At 69.2% G+C, this 13,540-nt stretch carries 16 protein-coding genes and 1 riboswitch; of the genes, 6 read left to right on the plus strand and 10 right to left on the minus strand.

The window, feature by feature from the left end; genetic code table 11:
• The first annotated feature begins 22 nt into the window (after positions 1-22).
• Entirely contained in the window at positions 23-232 is a 210-nt protein-coding gene (locus ACOACQ_RS15585; protein ID WP_378597576.1) for a hypothetical protein, read from the plus strand.
• On the opposite strand, the gene ACOACQ_RS15590 is transcribed toward ACOACQ_RS15585, so the two are convergent.
• From ACOACQ_RS15590 to ACOACQ_RS15615, 6 genes are all read right to left on the minus strand, one after another.
• Entirely contained in the window at positions 181-1,014 is an 834-nt protein-coding gene (locus ACOACQ_RS15590) for an ABC transporter ATP-binding protein (RefSeq protein WP_420288710.1), read from the minus strand. The two genes, ACOACQ_RS15585 and ACOACQ_RS15590, sit on opposite strands and share 52 nt — an antisense overlap.
• The gene (locus ACOACQ_RS15595; RefSeq protein ID WP_420288820.1) at positions 1,011-1,973 is read right to left on the minus strand and encodes a FecCD family ABC transporter permease; all 963 of its coding nucleotides are present in this window, start codon (positions 1,971-1,973) and stop codon (positions 1,011-1,013) included. The genes ACOACQ_RS15590 and ACOACQ_RS15595 overlap by 4 nt, the downstream gene beginning before the upstream one ends.
• Before the next feature lie 110 nt (positions 1,974-2,083).
• Positions 2,084-3,079, minus strand: coding sequence for an ABC transporter substrate-binding protein (locus ACOACQ_RS15600; RefSeq protein ID WP_420288711.1), 996 nt, complete (start codon positions 3,077-3,079; stop codon positions 2,084-2,086).
• Positions 3,080-3,136: 57 nt separating this feature from the next.
• Positions 3,137-3,320, minus strand: a riboswitch (cobalamin riboswitch).
• Positions 3,321-3,329: 9 nt separating this feature from the next.
• Positions 3,330-3,893 (minus strand): dihydrofolate reductase family protein, encoded by a 564-nt coding sequence (locus tag ACOACQ_RS15605; protein WP_378597580.1) that lies wholly within the window; start codon positions 3,891-3,893, stop codon positions 3,330-3,332.
• Entirely contained in the window at positions 3,893-4,924 is a 1,032-nt protein-coding gene (locus ACOACQ_RS15610) for an RNA polymerase subunit sigma-70 (protein ID WP_420288712.1), read from the minus strand. Before ACOACQ_RS15610 ends, ACOACQ_RS15605 begins: the two co-directional genes overlap by 1 nt.
• Positions 4,925-4,994: 70 nt before the next feature.
• Positions 4,995-5,921, minus strand: coding sequence for an esterase/lipase family protein (locus tag ACOACQ_RS15615; RefSeq protein ID WP_420288713.1), 927 nt, complete (start codon positions 5,919-5,921; stop codon positions 4,995-4,997).
• A 261-nt stretch (positions 5,922-6,182) separates the two neighbouring features.
• On the opposite strand from ACOACQ_RS15615, the gene ACOACQ_RS15620 reads away from it, so the two are divergent.
• Positions 6,183-6,851, plus strand: coding sequence for an enoyl-CoA hydratase-related protein (locus ACOACQ_RS15620; RefSeq protein WP_378598321.1), 669 nt, complete (start codon positions 6,183-6,185; stop codon positions 6,849-6,851).
• A gap of 5 nt (positions 6,852-6,856) precedes the next feature.
• Positions 6,857-7,501: a TetR/AcrR family transcriptional regulator gene (locus tag ACOACQ_RS15625; protein ID WP_378598319.1), complete on the plus strand. Its 645-nt coding sequence runs from the start codon at positions 6,857-6,859 to the stop codon at positions 7,499-7,501.
• Here the strand turns inward: ACOACQ_RS15625 and ACOACQ_RS15630 are convergent.
• Positions 7,491-7,766, minus strand: coding sequence for a hypothetical protein (locus ACOACQ_RS15630; RefSeq protein ID WP_378598317.1), 276 nt, complete (start codon positions 7,764-7,766; stop codon positions 7,491-7,493). The genes ACOACQ_RS15625 and ACOACQ_RS15630 overlap by 11 nt on opposite strands.
• 182 nt (positions 7,767-7,948) lie before the next feature.
• Here ACOACQ_RS15630 and ACOACQ_RS15635 point away from each other — a divergent pair, with 182 nt between their 5' ends.
• Positions 7,949-8,344, plus strand: a complete 396-nt coding sequence (locus ACOACQ_RS15635; RefSeq protein ID WP_420288714.1) for a hypothetical protein — start codon at positions 7,949-7,951, stop codon at positions 8,342-8,344.
• An 86-nt stretch (positions 8,345-8,430) separates the two neighbouring features.
• On the opposite strand, the gene dnaB is transcribed toward ACOACQ_RS15635, so the two are convergent.
• The gene (gene dnaB, locus ACOACQ_RS15640) at positions 8,431-9,735 is read right to left on the minus strand and encodes a replicative DNA helicase (protein WP_420288821.1); all 1,305 of its coding nucleotides are present in this window, start codon (positions 9,733-9,735) and stop codon (positions 8,431-8,433) included.
• Between the two features lie 573 nt (positions 9,736-10,308).
• Here dnaB and ACOACQ_RS15645 point away from each other — a divergent pair.
• Together ACOACQ_RS15645 and ACOACQ_RS15650 are read left to right on the plus strand one after the other, a co-directional pair.
• A complete protein-coding gene (locus tag ACOACQ_RS15645) occupies positions 10,309-11,688 on the plus strand; it encodes an MATE family efflux transporter (RefSeq protein WP_420288715.1) in 1,380 nt (459 codons plus the stop codon).
• Positions 11,685-12,230, plus strand: coding sequence for a hypothetical protein (locus tag ACOACQ_RS15650; RefSeq protein WP_378596167.1), 546 nt, complete (start codon positions 11,685-11,687; stop codon positions 12,228-12,230). Before ACOACQ_RS15645 ends, ACOACQ_RS15650 begins: the two co-directional genes overlap by 4 nt.
• A gap of 96 nt (positions 12,231-12,326) precedes the next feature.
• On the opposite strand, the gene ACOACQ_RS15655 is transcribed toward ACOACQ_RS15650, so the two are convergent.
• Both ACOACQ_RS15655 and rplI read right to left on the minus strand, forming a co-directional pair.
• Positions 12,327-12,974, minus strand: coding sequence for a hypothetical protein (locus ACOACQ_RS15655; RefSeq protein WP_420288716.1), 648 nt, complete (start codon positions 12,972-12,974; stop codon positions 12,327-12,329).
• 119 nt (positions 12,975-13,093) lie between these two features.
• Complete coding sequence (gene rplI, locus ACOACQ_RS15660) at positions 13,094-13,540, minus strand: 50S ribosomal protein L9 (RefSeq protein ID WP_182378638.1); 447 nt, start codon at positions 13,538-13,540, stop codon at positions 13,094-13,096.

The raw sequence follows: 13,540 nt of genomic DNA on the forward strand, positions 1-13,540 counted from the left end.
CGGCAGACCCGAGGAGGTCAACATGCGACAGACATCAGGCATCGGCGGCATCGTGGTGGTGATCTGGCTGGTCTTCGGCGTGCTGGCCGCGGTCCAGCGCGGCTACTTCAGCGACGACCGCGAGGTGAACTGCAAGACGTTCAGCGACACCGCGCTGACCATCGTGGCCGGCCCGCTGAACTACTTCGGCGTGAACCCGAAGGTCGAGTGCGACACCGAACCGTCTGAGTGAACGTCTGACTCAGGCGCGGTGCGCTCCCGGTGGTGCCACACGACGTGGAGCCGGCCCGACTCCGGGTGCGGGCCGACCGAGGTCTGCACCCCGTAGACCCGCTGGATCGTGGCCGGGGTCAGCACGTCCGCGGCGGCCCCCGCCGCCACGACCGCGCCGTCCTGGAGCAGCACCAGCTGGTCACAGAACGCGGCTGCCAGGTCGAGGTCGTGCAGCGCCGCGACCACCGTCAGCCCCAGTCGCCGCACCGTGGTGAGGAAGTCGATCTGGTGACCCAGGTCGAGGTGGTTCGTCGGCTCGTCGAGGATCAGGATCTCCGGCTCCTGCGCCAGCGCGCGGGCGAGCTGGACCCGCTGGCGCTCCCCACCGGACAGGGTCTGCCACCTCCGGTCGAGCAGGTCGCCGACCTCGGCCAGCCGGACGGCCCGGGCGATCGCATCCCGCCCCTCGGTGCGCGACGCGGGCCACCGGCCGCGGTGCGGGATCCGTCCGAGCTCGATCACCTGGCGCACCTGCAGGTCCAGCCCGGTGACCGAGTGCTGCTCGAGCACCGCCACCCTGCGGGCCCGGTCGCGGGCAGGGAGCCGGTGGAGGCTCTCCTCACCGAGGTGCACCTGGCCGGCGTCCGGGCGACGCAGCCCCGCGAGGACGTGCAGCAGCGAGGTCTTGCCCGAGCCGTTCGGACCGAGCAGTCCGGTCACGGTGCCCGGCGGGCACTCCAGCGACACGTTGCGGAGGATCGTGCGTTCCGGCACGCCCCACGTGATCGATTCTGCCCTCATCGCGCACGCTCCCGTCGAAGCAGTACGGCGAACACCGGGGCACCGAGCACGGCCGTGACCACGCCGATCGGGATCTCCTGGCCGTCGATGATCGACCGGGCCGCCGTATCGGCCCACACCAGCAGGATCGCCCCGACCAGTGCGCTCAACGGCAGCAGCCGACGGTGGCTCGGTCCCACCAGCAACCGCACGACGTGCGGCACCACGAGACCGATGAAGCCGATGGCACCGGTGTAGGCCACCAGGCTGGCGGTGACGAGCGCCGTACCCGTGAGCAGGATCCAGCGGGTCCGGTTGACCGAGACACCCAGCGAGCTGGCCGCCGACTCCCCGAACGCGAAGGCGTCGAGGTCCGAGGTGAACGCAAGGACTGCGACCGACGCGACCACGGCGACGACCAGCAACAGGATCGCCGAGTCCCAGCGCAGCCCGGCCAGTGACCCCATCGTCCAGGCGAGCACGCGGCGAGCGGCGTCGTGGTCGCCACTCATGATGGTGACGAACGACGTGTACGCCGCGCACACCTGCCCGACCGCCACACCGGCCAGCACGGTGCGCGCCGGTGGCAGGTCCCCCGCCCGGCCGGTGGCCAGCAGGAGGACCGCGACCAGCGCACCGAGCGCGCCGAGGAACGAGCCGAGAGTGAGCATCGTGGTGGCGAGCAGGCCGCCGACCGACACCCCGAGCACCAGCACGCTGACCGCGCCGACAGCCGCACCGCCGGAGATGCCGAGCAGGTAGGGGTCGGCGAGGTCGTTGCGGGTCAACGACTGCAGCACCACGCCGACGAGCGCCAGGGCCGCACCCGTGGCCGCGGCCCCGAGCACGCGCGGCATCCGCAACTGCCAGACGATCTGGTCGTCGAGCAGGGACACGTCCCCACCGAGACCGAAGCGTTGCGCGATGACCTCGAGCACGGTCGACGTCGGGATGGGCACCGAGCCGATCCCGACGCCCATCACCACCGTGACCACGAGTACGGCGACGAGCAGCGCACCCAGGCCGACCGCGAGCAGGCCACCCGTCGCGCCGGGCCCGCTGGCCCGGCGCGACGCGAGTGCCACGGACATCAGCGCGGCAGCTTGTCGAGCTGCCCACCGACGTTGACGGCACCATCGGCGAGGCGGACCCCGGGCGTGGTCTCCGAGAACGGCAGCGCCACGAAGGCCCCGGCCTTCACGGCGCGCATCTTGCTGAGCACCGGGTCGTTCCTGAGGTAGGCGATCTTCTCCTTCGCCGTGGACCACGAGGCGTCGGCGAGGACGATGACATCGGGGTCGGCCGCGATGACCTTCTCCCACGCGACATCGGTCCAGCCGTGCGGGATGTCCGCGAACACGTTGGTCGCACCGACCGCATCGAGGATCAGCTGCGGGCCACCCTCGCCGGTGCCGACGTACGGCGTCTTGTCACCCGAGTCGTACCAGAAGACGTCGATGCCGGCGCCGGGCTTCTCGGCCTCCAGTTCCTCCAGCACCTCCGACTGTGCGGTGCGGATGGCTTCCGCCCGTTCCGGGACGCCGAACGCCCTCGCCACCAGGTCGACCTCGTCCCAGACCGTCTCGAACGTGGTGCCGCCCTCCGGCTTGGCGTCGCCGTCACCGCACCCGAAGAGCGAGGTCATCGAGGCGATGCCCAGCTTCTCGAGCTGCTCCTGCGAACCGGCGGCCTCGTCGTCGTACGCACTGATGTAGGAGCCGTAGATGAAGTCGGGCTTCGCGTTGATCACGGTCTCGTGGTCGGGGTACTGGTCGGAGAGCACCGGCACCGCGTCGTAGGCCGCCTTCCACTTCGCGGGGACCGCGTCGTCGATGTAGCCCGTGCCGACGAGCTGGTCCTCGACGCCCAGGGCGAGCGCGACCTCGGTCGCGCCCTGGTTCATCGTGATCGCCCGGGTGGGGCGGGCGTCGAGGGTGGAGGTGAAGCCACAGGTGGTGACCTCGAGCGGGTAGCCGCCCTGCGGGGACGCCGCCTTCTCCTCGCTCGGAGCACCCGCGCAGGCGGTGAGTGCCGTGAGGAGCGAGACGGAGGCAAGGGTCGCCAGGGGTCGGGAAATGCGCATCATGAGTTCTCATCTCATGTCGAGACCTTTGTCGCGAGGCCTGTTGGACAGATCACGCGGACGTTGTCGTCCACGGCCAGCAGGTCTTCGGACTCGGGATCACCCAGACGAGGCGCCTTCCCGGATCGCAATGATCCAGTGGCAAAGTGCCCCGCCCGTCACCCTCACCGCTGCGCGTCAGTCCCGGATTCGCACCGGGTTCCCTGACTCCGTTCGGAGTACGACTGGCGTTCGAGAACGTAGCAGAGGCAGGTCACCGCTTCACGCGGTGACGGAGGAAGACCACCCCGGAGTCGAAGGCGCGGGTCTCGACGAGCTCGAGGTCCACCCGCCGCTCCCGGTGGACGAAGAAGGGCGTCCCGCCGCCGACCAGCACCGGGCAGACCCGGATCCGGTACTCGTCGATGAGGCCGAGCTCGGCCGCCTCGGCCGCGAGGGTCGCGCCGCCGATCGCGATGTCCCCCTCGCCGGGCTCGGAGCGCAACCGCTCGATCTCCTCGGCGATCGTGCCAGTGGCCAGCCGGGCACTCCCCCGCACCTCGGCGAGCGTGGTGGAGAAGACCACCTTGGGGAGCGGGTTCCAGAGACCGGCCCATTCGAGCTCCGCTCCGTCGAAGCCCGCCTGGTGCTCGGGCTCCTCCCAGTACAGCATCGTCTCGTAGAGTCGCCGCCCCATCAGGTGGACGCCGACGCCCCGGATCTCGTCCATGGACAGCTGGAAGACCTCGTCGGAGGGCGCGCTCCAGTCAATGCCGCCGTCCGGGTCGGTGACGTAGCCGTCGAGGGACATGGACATCGAGTAGGTCACGTCACGCATCACAGCTCCTCCGGGAGGCCGAACCGTTCGAACATCTCGGGTCCGAAGGTGAGCAGCTCGGCAATGAGCCCACCCTCCACCCGCAGGACGTCCATCGCGAGGGCTTCGTACGTCGAGGACCCGGGTGGGCGGTAGTACGCCGCCACGGCCGGCTGGCCGTTGGCCGTCGTCGTCAGGCACCGGAAGCCGGTCGGGTCGGCGTCGCTGAGCCCGTCGACCCAGGTCTGGAAGACCGCCTCGAGACCGACCCACACACCGACCTGCGGCGGCATCGCGAACCGGACGTCGTCACGCAGGAGCTCGCTCAACCCCTCGAGGTCGAGCTTCTCGAGCCGCTCGACGTACGCCGACACCAGCGTCTGCTCCTGCTCGCTCAACCCCTGCCCGGCTCGGGCGCTCCAGTCGAGCCGACCGTCGGGGAGGTGCTGGCGCATCGTGGTCCGACCCCGGGCCAGCGCGCTGTTGGCCGAGGCCAGGGTCAGGTCGAGGGCGTCAGCCGTCTGCTGCGCCGGCCACCCGAGCACGTCCCGGAGGATCAGTACGGCGCGCTGGCGTGCGGGCAGGTGCTGGACGGCCACGATGAACGCCAGCTCGATGGTCTCCCGGGCCACCGCCTGCGTGTGTGGGTCCTGCGGCTGGCTGTCCGGCCACGGCTGCAGGTAGAGCACCTCGGTGCCCGTCCCGCCCGCACCGTGCAGGTCGGCCGGGACCGGCGTGCGGTCGCGCCGCTTCTCGAGGAAGTCCAGGCAGGCGTTGGTGGCGATCCGGTACAGCCAGGTGCGCAGCGACGCCCGTCCCTGGAACGACTCGCGCTTCGCCCACGCCCGCAGGAAGGTCTCCTGCGTGAGGTCCTGCGCGTCGTCGTACGACGCGAGCATGCGGTAGCAGTGGACCTGCAGCTCCCTGCGGTACCGCTCGGTCAGCAGCGCGAACCGACCGCCGTCACCGGCGCGGGCCGCCTGCATGAACTCGGCTTCGTCCGCTCCGAGCGGACCGGCCGGTCCGGTCGGGGTGGGTGCTGTCGTCTTCATGTCGTCTCCTGGGATCGCTGGAACTGTCGCAGGTAACGACGGTCGAGCTCCGGAGAAGTGATCGGTCAGCTCACAGCCACTGGGGGCCGTAGTCCCAGCAGACGGGCCAGAACCACGACGGTCCGTCGGTGAGCGCGTTCAGCGTCAATTGCATCGTGGGTCCGTCGAAGGCCAGCCCCGCATGGCCGATGTTGTCGTTCCAGCAGTAGTCCTGGACGACGAGGTTGCGCACGTTGGTGCCCGCGAGCCGCTGGCTGGAGTACGGCGTCACGACGGCGTCCCAGCGCGACATGATCACGGTGTACTTCGGCCCGGTCGGGACGGTGTTGGTGTCGGCCCAGAGCGCCTTCGTGTAGGCGCTGGTCAGCATCTGGTCGGTGACCCCGCGGGTGCCGAGGTAGGCCGACGCGTCATTGATGAAGCCCAGCGCGTCAAGGTCCTCGGCGAGGGTGACGATGCCGTTGAGGTCGGTGCCGTGCGAGGACGGCGCCAGGCCGACGTAGTGGGCGGTCCTGGCCGCTCCGCCCATCCGCTTCATCCAGTAGATGGGGACGTTGCCGCCCTGCGAGTGCCCGACGATGTCGACCTTGGCTGCGCCGGTCGCGGTGCGCACCCTGGCCACGAAGGCGTCGAGCTCGCGGGCGGAATTAACGATCGGGCCGAGGCCCCCGACCCGGCCGTTGGAGAGGGCTGTCATGCCGTAGTTGAGCCCGAAGACGCAGAAGCCGTCGTTCTTCAGGCGCGGTGCGAGCTTGGTGAAGTTGGCGCCGAGATTGGCGAAGGTGCCGGGAACCAGGACGACGGGGTTGGGCCGGGCCGCGGTGGGCTTGCAGGTCCAGTCGTTGCCGCCGGGCAGGTAGTCGGGCCGGTGGATGTAGTTGTAGACGGCCTCGCTGAGACCACCCTCCGGTACGGCGGCCTGGGCCGGCAGCGTTCCCCCGACGAGCACCGAGAAGGTCACCCCGACGGTGACGAGCAACGTCCTGAACGAGCGCATGCCAGATCCTCTTCCTCCCAAGATGTGACGGGCGTCACAAGGTCTGGAGGACAAGTTACTGACGCGTTGCGTTGCTGGGAACCCTTGCCTGCTGCACGGGCCCGGCCGTGAGGCCCACGTTCCCAGGACCACTGCATGTGAGGTGGCCAACAAGTCAATCTTTTAGAGCAGATGCTCTATTAATCTCGAACCGGAACGGCGGTGATGAACCAGGGCCGCCGCCGACAACATGTCGAACCGACGACCCAAGGAGCAGTAGCGATGGTGACGATCTCCACCGACGGACCGATCTGGACCCTGGATCTCGGCGCGGACGAGAACCGCTTCACGCCCGAATGGCTTGATGAAGTGAACGCCGCCCTCGACAAGGTCGAGACGGCCGAGGGACCAGCCGTCCTGGTCACGTCCGGGCACGGCAAGTTCTACTCGAACGGTCTGGACCTCGACTGGCTGGGCCAGAACTTCGATCAGTACGCCGCCTACGTCGAGCGAGTCCAGACCTTGTTGGCACGCCTCCTGACCTTCCCGGTGCCGACGGTCGCGGCGCTCAACGGTCACGCCTTCGGTGCTGGTGCGATGCTGGCCATCGCCCACGACTATCGCGTGATGCGGGAGGACCGGGGTTACTTCTGTTTCCCGGAGATCGACATCCAGATCCCCTTCACTCCGGGCATGAACGCTCTCATCACGAGCAAGCTGACCCCTCGTTCTGCGTTCAATGCAATGGCCACGGGACGCCGCTACTCCGGTCCCGACGCACTGGCAGAAGGGCTCGTCGACGCCACCGCCGGCCTGGACCAGCTGACCCGGACTGCCAGCGACCAGGTGATCGAACTGGCAACCAAGGATCGGGCAACACTGGGCACCATCAAGGCCCGACTCTTTGCCAGCGTGGTCGATGCCCTGCGCGACGTCGACGCGAGCGCGTAGAGACGATGGGACGCCCCCGGCAGCATGGCCTCGAAGACCTTCTCGACCAGGCGCGCAGCCTGTGGATCGAGGACGGTGTCGCCGGGGTGACCATCCGTGCCCTCAGCACAGCATCGGGAGCCTCGAACGGCGCCATCTATCACGCCTTCGGTTCGCGCGACTGCCTGCTGGCGAGTGTCTGGACCCGCGAGGCTGACAAGTTCCTGTCGTTCCAACGCGATCTCGTCGAGCGCGCCATGGGCGAGGGCGGTCCTGTGGATGGGCTTGTCGCCGCAGCTCTCGCGCCAGCGGCCTACGCCGCTCGGGACGATCAAGGAGCACGCCTGCTCCTGACGGCATCGCTCAGCGACCTGCTCACTCCGGAGCTGGACGACGATCGACGCTCTGACCTCCTGCGGCTCCAGCGCGAACTGGGTGGCCTGATGGGCGAGCTCGCCGAGGCGCTGTGGAGCCGCCGCGACGGCGCAGCCATCACCACGGTGCGGTATTGCGTGGTCGACCTGCCCGGCGCCTTGCTCCTCAAGGCCTCGGCGGTGACCGACCCCGTTGCCCGCCATGCCCTCGAACGAGCCGTTCGTGGCATCGCGTCGATGCCTCCCCCCGCCTCGCCCCGCAAGACCAGGGCGTCGACGTCGACCGTCAGGGAGTGACCCCGAGGTCGCCGCACTCCTTCTCCACGGCCTTCAGGAACTTGTCCTCGTCGCCCGTCGCGTCCTTGTTGTCCTCGGCCCAGTCCAGGAGGTCTTCGTTGGCCTCCTTGACCTTTTCCGGATCGCCCGACTTGGCGGCGTCGGCCGACTTCTTTGCGAGATCGCAGTATTCGCTGGCGAGATCGCTCTCGCTGGCGCCACAGGCAGTGAAGGTGAGGGCAGCCGCCAGAACGATGGTGCCAAGACCGAGCGTGTTCTTCTTCATGAGACATCCCTCAAGGTGAAGTGACTGGACCCCACCGGACGCTAGCGGATGCTGGCGCATCGCGCGATGGGTGCGTCGTCTGCGATCGCGCGACAGCATTGACCGGCCTTCACCTGTCTGCGACGCTCCGACGAACCGTGCGGGCGTGCCCTGTGCCCGACGACCCACAGGAGGCAATGCGAATGCTTCACACAGTCCGCTCACACAGGATCGTCGGTCGCCGTATCTCACGACTGACGGCCATCTCCTCCGCAGCCGTGATCGCGATCGGGCTGGGTGCGTCGCCAGCATTCGCCGCCAACGTCACGGCGAACAACGGCAACGGCACCATGACCCACATCGACGACGGTGACCGGTTCAAGGTCTGTGACACGCGGGTCAACGGCGTGGGAGTCACCGGCACCCTCGGCTGGACCATCCCCGGTGTCCAGACCCGCATCGTGAAGACGATCCAGGACGGCGGTGACGCTGGCTGCGACTACTTCACGTACGACATCGACGATGACGTGTTGTGGTTCATCTCCATCTGCGACACCGGCGCCAGCAGCGGTTGCGACAGCAAGTTCTTCAGGGAGTAGAGGTCCCGAGAGACGGCCTGCTCCGGGCCGCGACCAAGAGGGGCAGGTCCCCATGGGGAACCTGGCCCTCTTGCATGGGGCAGCTCTCAGTGGGCCATGTCGACGAAGCGGCTGTAGTGACCCTGGAAGGCCACGGTGACGTCGCGGGTGGCGCCGTTACGGTGCTTGGCGACGATCAGGTCGGCCTCGCCGGGGCGGGTCGACTCCTTCTCGTAGACGTCCTCGCGGTGCAGCAGGATCACCATGTCGGCATCCTGCTCAATTGACCCGGATTCGCGAAGGTCGCTCATCATCGGCTTCTTGTCGGCGCGCTGCTCGGGACCACGGTTCAGCTGCGACAGCGCGATGATCGGGACCTCGAGCTCCTTGGCCAGCAGCTTCATCTGACGGGAGAACTCCGAGACCTCGAGCTGACGCGACTCGACCTTCTTGCCGGAGCTCATCAGCTGGAGGTAGTCGATGACGAGGATCCGGAGGTCGTGCTTCTGCTTGAGCCGGCGCGCCTTGGCGCGGATCTCGGTCATCGTCATGTTCGGGGAGTCGTCGATGAACATCGGCGCCGCGGAGATCTTGGCGACGTGGCGGGCCAGGCGGTCCCACTCCTCGGTGCCCATCTTGCCGTTGCGGATGTGGTTGAGCGGGATGCGTGCCTCGGCCGAGAGCAGGCGCATCACGATCTCGGCGCGCGTCATCTCGAGGCTGAAGAAGGCGCTCGTCATGTTGTTGTGGATCGAGGCGGCGCGGCAGAAATCGAGAGCCAGCGTTGACTTGCCCATGGCCGGTCGAGCGGCGACGACGATCATCTGGCCGGCGTGCAGGCCGTTGGTCAGGTCGTCGAGGTCGGCGAACCCGGTCGGGACGCCGTAGATGCCGGACTCACGGTTCTCGATCGCCTCGATCTCGTCGAGGACGCCGTCCATGATGTCGCCCAGCGGCGCGTAGTCCTCGGCCTTGCGGCGGTCGGTGACCTGGTAGACCTCGGCCTGCGCCTCGTTGACGATGCTGTCGACGTCGCCCTCGCCGGCGTAGCTGATCTGGACGATCTTGGTGCCGGCGTTGACCAGGCGGCGCAGGATCGACTTCTCGCGCACGATCTCGGCGTAGAAGCCGGCGTTGGCGGCGATCGGGACGTTGGCGGCCAGGGTGTGGAGGTACGGCGCCCCGCCCACCTTCTGCAGCTCGCCACGGCGCTGCAGCTCGCCGGCGACCGTGACCATGTCGGCCGGTTCGCCGCGACTGTAGAGGTCGAGGATCGTCTCGTGGATCGCCTCGTGGGCCGGACGGTAGTAGTCGGGGCCGCGAAGGACCTCGACGACGTCGGCGATGGCGTCCTTGGAGATGAGCATGGCGCCGAGCACGGACTGCTCCGCCGCCATGTCCTGCGGTGGCACGCGGCCACCGGCGGACTGCTGCGGGGAGTCACCCGGTGCGTACGCCGCGGGACCATCACCCCACTGCGCGGGTGGCTCCGACGTCCACGACGGCGCGTCGTCCGTGAGACTCACGGTGCCCTCTCCCTCTGTCGTTGCACTGCTGTTTGATCGAACGAACTGGCCAACACGGTACGGACCGGCCCCGACTCAAAGGGGGAGCCACGCGCCATACCCCGGGAGGGGCGTCGTGCACCCGGACTGGCAACCTACGGGTCAGTAGCCCTGCCGCGAAAGCGGCCTGTACACAGGGGCTGGGGATAACCTGCGACACCCCGTGGACGACACGCGGAGACGGTGTGCACGGGCTGGGGAGGAACCTGTGGAGGGAGGGGACATGCAAGGGGCAAAATGGCCGCTGACCTGCACAAACATTCTCCCAAGCCTGTGGATGAAGAAAAAGATCAGTGTGATCCCGTTCACTTTCCGGACATCCGGGTGTCACAAGGGGTCTGCCCTCCGCCACCCCGGGGCTGACGCCACCGCGATCGCCTATCCACAACTGCACCCGAGTTATCCACCGGTCGGGTTCACATGCGTGTGAACCCTCTCGCCCGACGCCCCGAGCACCGGTTGCTCGACCGGGAGATCGCCCGGCTGGCCGTCCCCGCGTTCCTGGCCCTGGTCGCCGAGCCGCTGTTCCTGCTCGGCGACGCCGCCGTCGTCGGCCACCTCGGCACCCGCGAGCTCGCCGGCCTCGGCATCGCCGGGACCGTGCTGGCCACCATCGTCGGACTCTGCGTGTTCCTCGCGTACGGCACGACGGCCAGCGTCGCTCGCCAGCTCGGCGCCGGGCACCGCCGCGCGGCGCTCGCCCAGGGGATCGACGGCCTTTGGCTCGCCATCGCGATCGGCGTCCCGGTGACCCTCGCGACCACCCTGCTGGCCGGTCCGCTCGTCTCCCTGTTCGGCGCGTCCGCGGCGGTCAACGACCCCGCGACGACGTACCTCCGGATCGCCGCAGGCGGCATCACGCCGCTGCTCCTCGTCCTCGCCACGACCGGGGTGCTGCGCGGCCTCCAGGACACACGGACGCCGCTCGTCGTCGCCATCGTCGGCAACATCGCGAACATCGGCCTCAACATCCTCCTCGTGTACGGCGGCGGGCCGGTCCCGCGCCTGGAGATCGCCGGTTCGGCGCTCGGGTCGGTGATCGCGCAGGCCGCGATGGCCGTGGCGCTGGTGCTCGTCGTGATCCGGGCCGCGCGCCGGGAGGGCGCCGACCTGCGTCCCGACCTGCCCGGGGTGCGTGCGGCAGCCCGGGCCGGCGTACCCCTGCTGGTGCGGACCCTGACCCTGCGCGCATCGCTGCTCGTCACGACGTACGCGGTGGTGATCGCGGCCGGCTCGACCGGCCCGGCCGGCGACGACGCGGTCCCCATCGCCACCCACCAGCTGGCGCTGACCCTGTGGGGCTTCCTCGCGTTCGTGCTCGACGCGATCGCAATCGCCGCCCAGGCCATCACCGGACGCCATCTCGGCGCAGGCGACGTGGCCGCCGCTCGTGCCGTAACGAACCGGATGGTGGGCTGGGGCATCGTGAGCGGCGTCGTCACCGGCGTCCTGCTCGCCGCTTCGAGCCCGTGGCTCGGTGCGCTGTTCACTCCCGACCAGGGCGTGCGCGACGCGCTGGTCCCGGTGCTGCTGGTCGCAGCCGCCGCCCAGCCGATCGCCGGTGTCGTCTTCGTGCTGGACGGCGTCCTGATCGGGGCCGGTGACGGCCGCTACCTGGCGGTCGCCGGGCTGATCGTGCTCTGCGGCTACGCTCCGGTCGTGCTGCTGACGAGTGGGCTGGGCGCCGGGCTGCCCTGGCTGTGGGTGGTTTTCGGTGTGCTCTTCATGGGCGGACGCCTGGCCACGCTGCTGCACCGCTCCGCCGGTGACCGCTGGTTGGTCACGGGCGCGGGCCGATGAAGCCGCTGTACTGGATCGCCGCCGGCCTCGCGCTCGTGGTGTTCACCAAGGCGCCGCCCGACCGCTACGACTACTCAGAGGTGCTCGGCACGGCGTTCGTCCTGATCGGCTGGATCAAGCTCGCCCGGGCCCGCCCGGAGATCCCCCTGCGCCTGACGCTCTGGTACCTCGCCGTGCTGGCGTTCCTGCTCTCCACCGTGCTCAGCGCCGTCCCCGCCCGCGACTGGCTCGAGGACGCCGACGCGGCCGTGGTCTGGGCGGCGTCCCTGCCCGCACTCGGCTTCCAGGCCGCGCTCTGCCACGCGCTGACCCGCCAGGCCCGCGCCGCCCGGGCCCGTAGCGGCTGGTGGTGGACGGTCGCCGAGGCCGGCATCCTGATCGCCCTCGTCGCCACGGTGCTGTACGAAGGGGCGGACTGGAGCTGGCTCTACGGCGTCGGCACCGTCGGGCTCGCCGGGGTGCTCCTCGTGATGATCCTGTGCCTGGTCCACGGGCCGGCCGACTGGGCGGGTGGGCCGGAGCCGGAGACCGAAGCCGCCTGATGCAGGAGTACCCGCTTCAGCGGGGAAACTGGCGCTTCTTGGCCGTTGCAACGGCCAAGAAGTGCAGGGATACCCGCTGAAGCGGGGATTCCTGCATCACCCCTGCAGCGCCGCCAGCACCAGCTCGGCAATCGCGATGGACTGGCTGCGCGGGTCGCCCTCGTAGTCGACGCCGTCCTCGTACTCCAGCTCGACCTCGACGAGCGCCGTCGCGGAGCAGGCTCGCAGCGTTGCCTCCAACGGCGGGGCGTCGCTGACCTTCCACCAGCCGTCGGTGGCGCCGGCGATGTCGTCGACCGGCTCCACGATGGCCGCGATCTCGGTGGGCTGCGGGCAGCCGAAGGTGCCGGCCGTGAAGTCGTCGGGGGCGGTGAGCTTGACCTTCACCTCGACCAGGCCCTGGGCCTCGAAGGCGCAGTTGTCGCTCTTCCAGTCGACACCCTGTTCGCTGGTGGAACCGCCACCGATCTCGCCTGCCCCGAACGACACGCCGAAGGCCTTCGCGACGTCGTCGGAGGTGACCACGTCGCACGCGGCGGGCAGTCCGGACGGTGCAGCCGACGTGGTCTCGGCCGCCGAGGTCGTCTCGGTCGGAGCAGTGGTCGTGTCGGACGGGGCCGGGGTGCTCGAGGTGTCCGTGGGCGTCGTGAGGCCCGATCCGTCGACGCCTCCGTCCTCGCTGCAGCCGGTCAGGACCGGGACGAGGAGCAGGAAGGCAGCAGGCCAGAGACGTCGTACTCGCACAGGAACTCCTGGGGTGGGGGAAGTCCTCCAAAACTAACCGCGTGGCCGGCCCCGAAGGGACCGGCCACGCGGATGATCTCGAGACGGTTGCTACGCAACCTCCTCGATCAACGATGCATTCAGCCAGGGATCACGTTGAGCGCGACCGCGACGGTCACGTCGTCGTGCAGCTTCACCGACACGGCGTGGTTGCCCAGCGCCTTGATCGGGTTGCCGAGCACGATGGTCCGCTTGTCGATCGCCTCGCCGGCGGCCTCGCCGAGCGCGGCGGCGATGTCGGCAGCGGTGACCGCGCCGAACAGCCGGCCGCCCTGGCCGGCCTTCACCTTGACGTCGACCGGCTTGCCCTCGAGCTTGGCCTTGATCTCGGCGGCGTGCGCCTCGTCACGAACCGCGCGAGCGGCCCGGGCCTGCTTGATGGAGTCGGCCTGCGCCTGCGCGCCACGGGTCCAACGAATACCGAAGCCGCGCGGGAGGAGGTAGTTACGGCCGTAGCCGTCCTTGACCTCGACCACGTCGCCAGCGGCACCGAGGCCGTCGACTTCCTGGGTCAGGATGATCTTCAT

This window comes from Nocardioides sp. CPCC 206347 (assembly GCF_048654605.1).
Classification (GTDB): Bacteria; Actinomycetota; Actinomycetes; order Propionibacteriales; family Nocardioidaceae; genus Nocardioides.

What these genes read in the sequence shown, in the direction of transcription:
- ACOACQ_RS15585 (WP_378597576.1), top strand. Translation starts at nt 23, where the DNA reads ATGCGACAGACATCAGGCATCGGCGGCATCGTGGTGGTGATCTGGCTG.
- ACOACQ_RS15590 (WP_420288710.1), bottom strand. Translation starts at nt 1,014, where the DNA reads ATGAGGGCAGAATCGATCACGTGGGGCGTGCCGGAACGCACGATCCTC.
- ACOACQ_RS15595 (WP_420288820.1), bottom strand. Translation starts at nt 1,973, where the DNA reads ATGGGCGTCGGGATCGGCTCGGTGCCCATCCCGACGTCGACCGTGCTC.
- ACOACQ_RS15600 (WP_420288711.1), bottom strand. Translation starts at nt 3,079, where the DNA reads ATGATGCGCATTTCCCGACCCCTGGCGACCCTTGCCTCCGTCTCGCTC.
- ACOACQ_RS15605 (WP_378597580.1), bottom strand. Translation starts at nt 3,893, where the DNA reads ATGCGTGACGTGACCTACTCGATGTCCATGTCCCTCGACGGCTACGTC.
- ACOACQ_RS15610 (WP_420288712.1), bottom strand. Translation starts at nt 4,924, where the DNA reads ATGAAGACGACAGCACCCACCCCGACCGGACCGGCCGGTCCGCTCGGA.
- ACOACQ_RS15615 (WP_420288713.1), bottom strand. Translation starts at nt 5,921, where the DNA reads ATGCGCTCGTTCAGGACGTTGCTCGTCACCGTCGGGGTGACCTTCTCG.
- ACOACQ_RS15620 (WP_378598321.1), top strand. Translation starts at nt 6,183, where the DNA reads ATGGTGACGATCTCCACCGACGGACCGATCTGGACCCTGGATCTCGGC.
- ACOACQ_RS15625 (WP_378598319.1), top strand. Translation starts at nt 6,857, where the DNA reads ATGGGACGCCCCCGGCAGCATGGCCTCGAAGACCTTCTCGACCAGGCG.
- ACOACQ_RS15630 (WP_378598317.1), bottom strand. Translation starts at nt 7,766, where the DNA reads ATGAAGAAGAACACGCTCGGTCTTGGCACCATCGTTCTGGCGGCTGCC.
- ACOACQ_RS15635 (WP_420288714.1), top strand. Translation starts at nt 7,949, where the DNA reads ATGCTTCACACAGTCCGCTCACACAGGATCGTCGGTCGCCGTATCTCA.
- ACOACQ_RS15645 (WP_420288715.1), top strand. Translation starts at nt 10,309, where the DNA reads ATGCGTGTGAACCCTCTCGCCCGACGCCCCGAGCACCGGTTGCTCGAC.
- ACOACQ_RS15650 (WP_378596167.1), top strand. Translation starts at nt 11,685, where the DNA reads ATGAAGCCGCTGTACTGGATCGCCGCCGGCCTCGCGCTCGTGGTGTTC.
- rplI (WP_182378638.1), bottom strand. Translation starts at nt 13,540, where the DNA reads ATGAAGATCATCCTGACCCAGGAAGTCGACGGCCTCGGTGCCGCTGGC.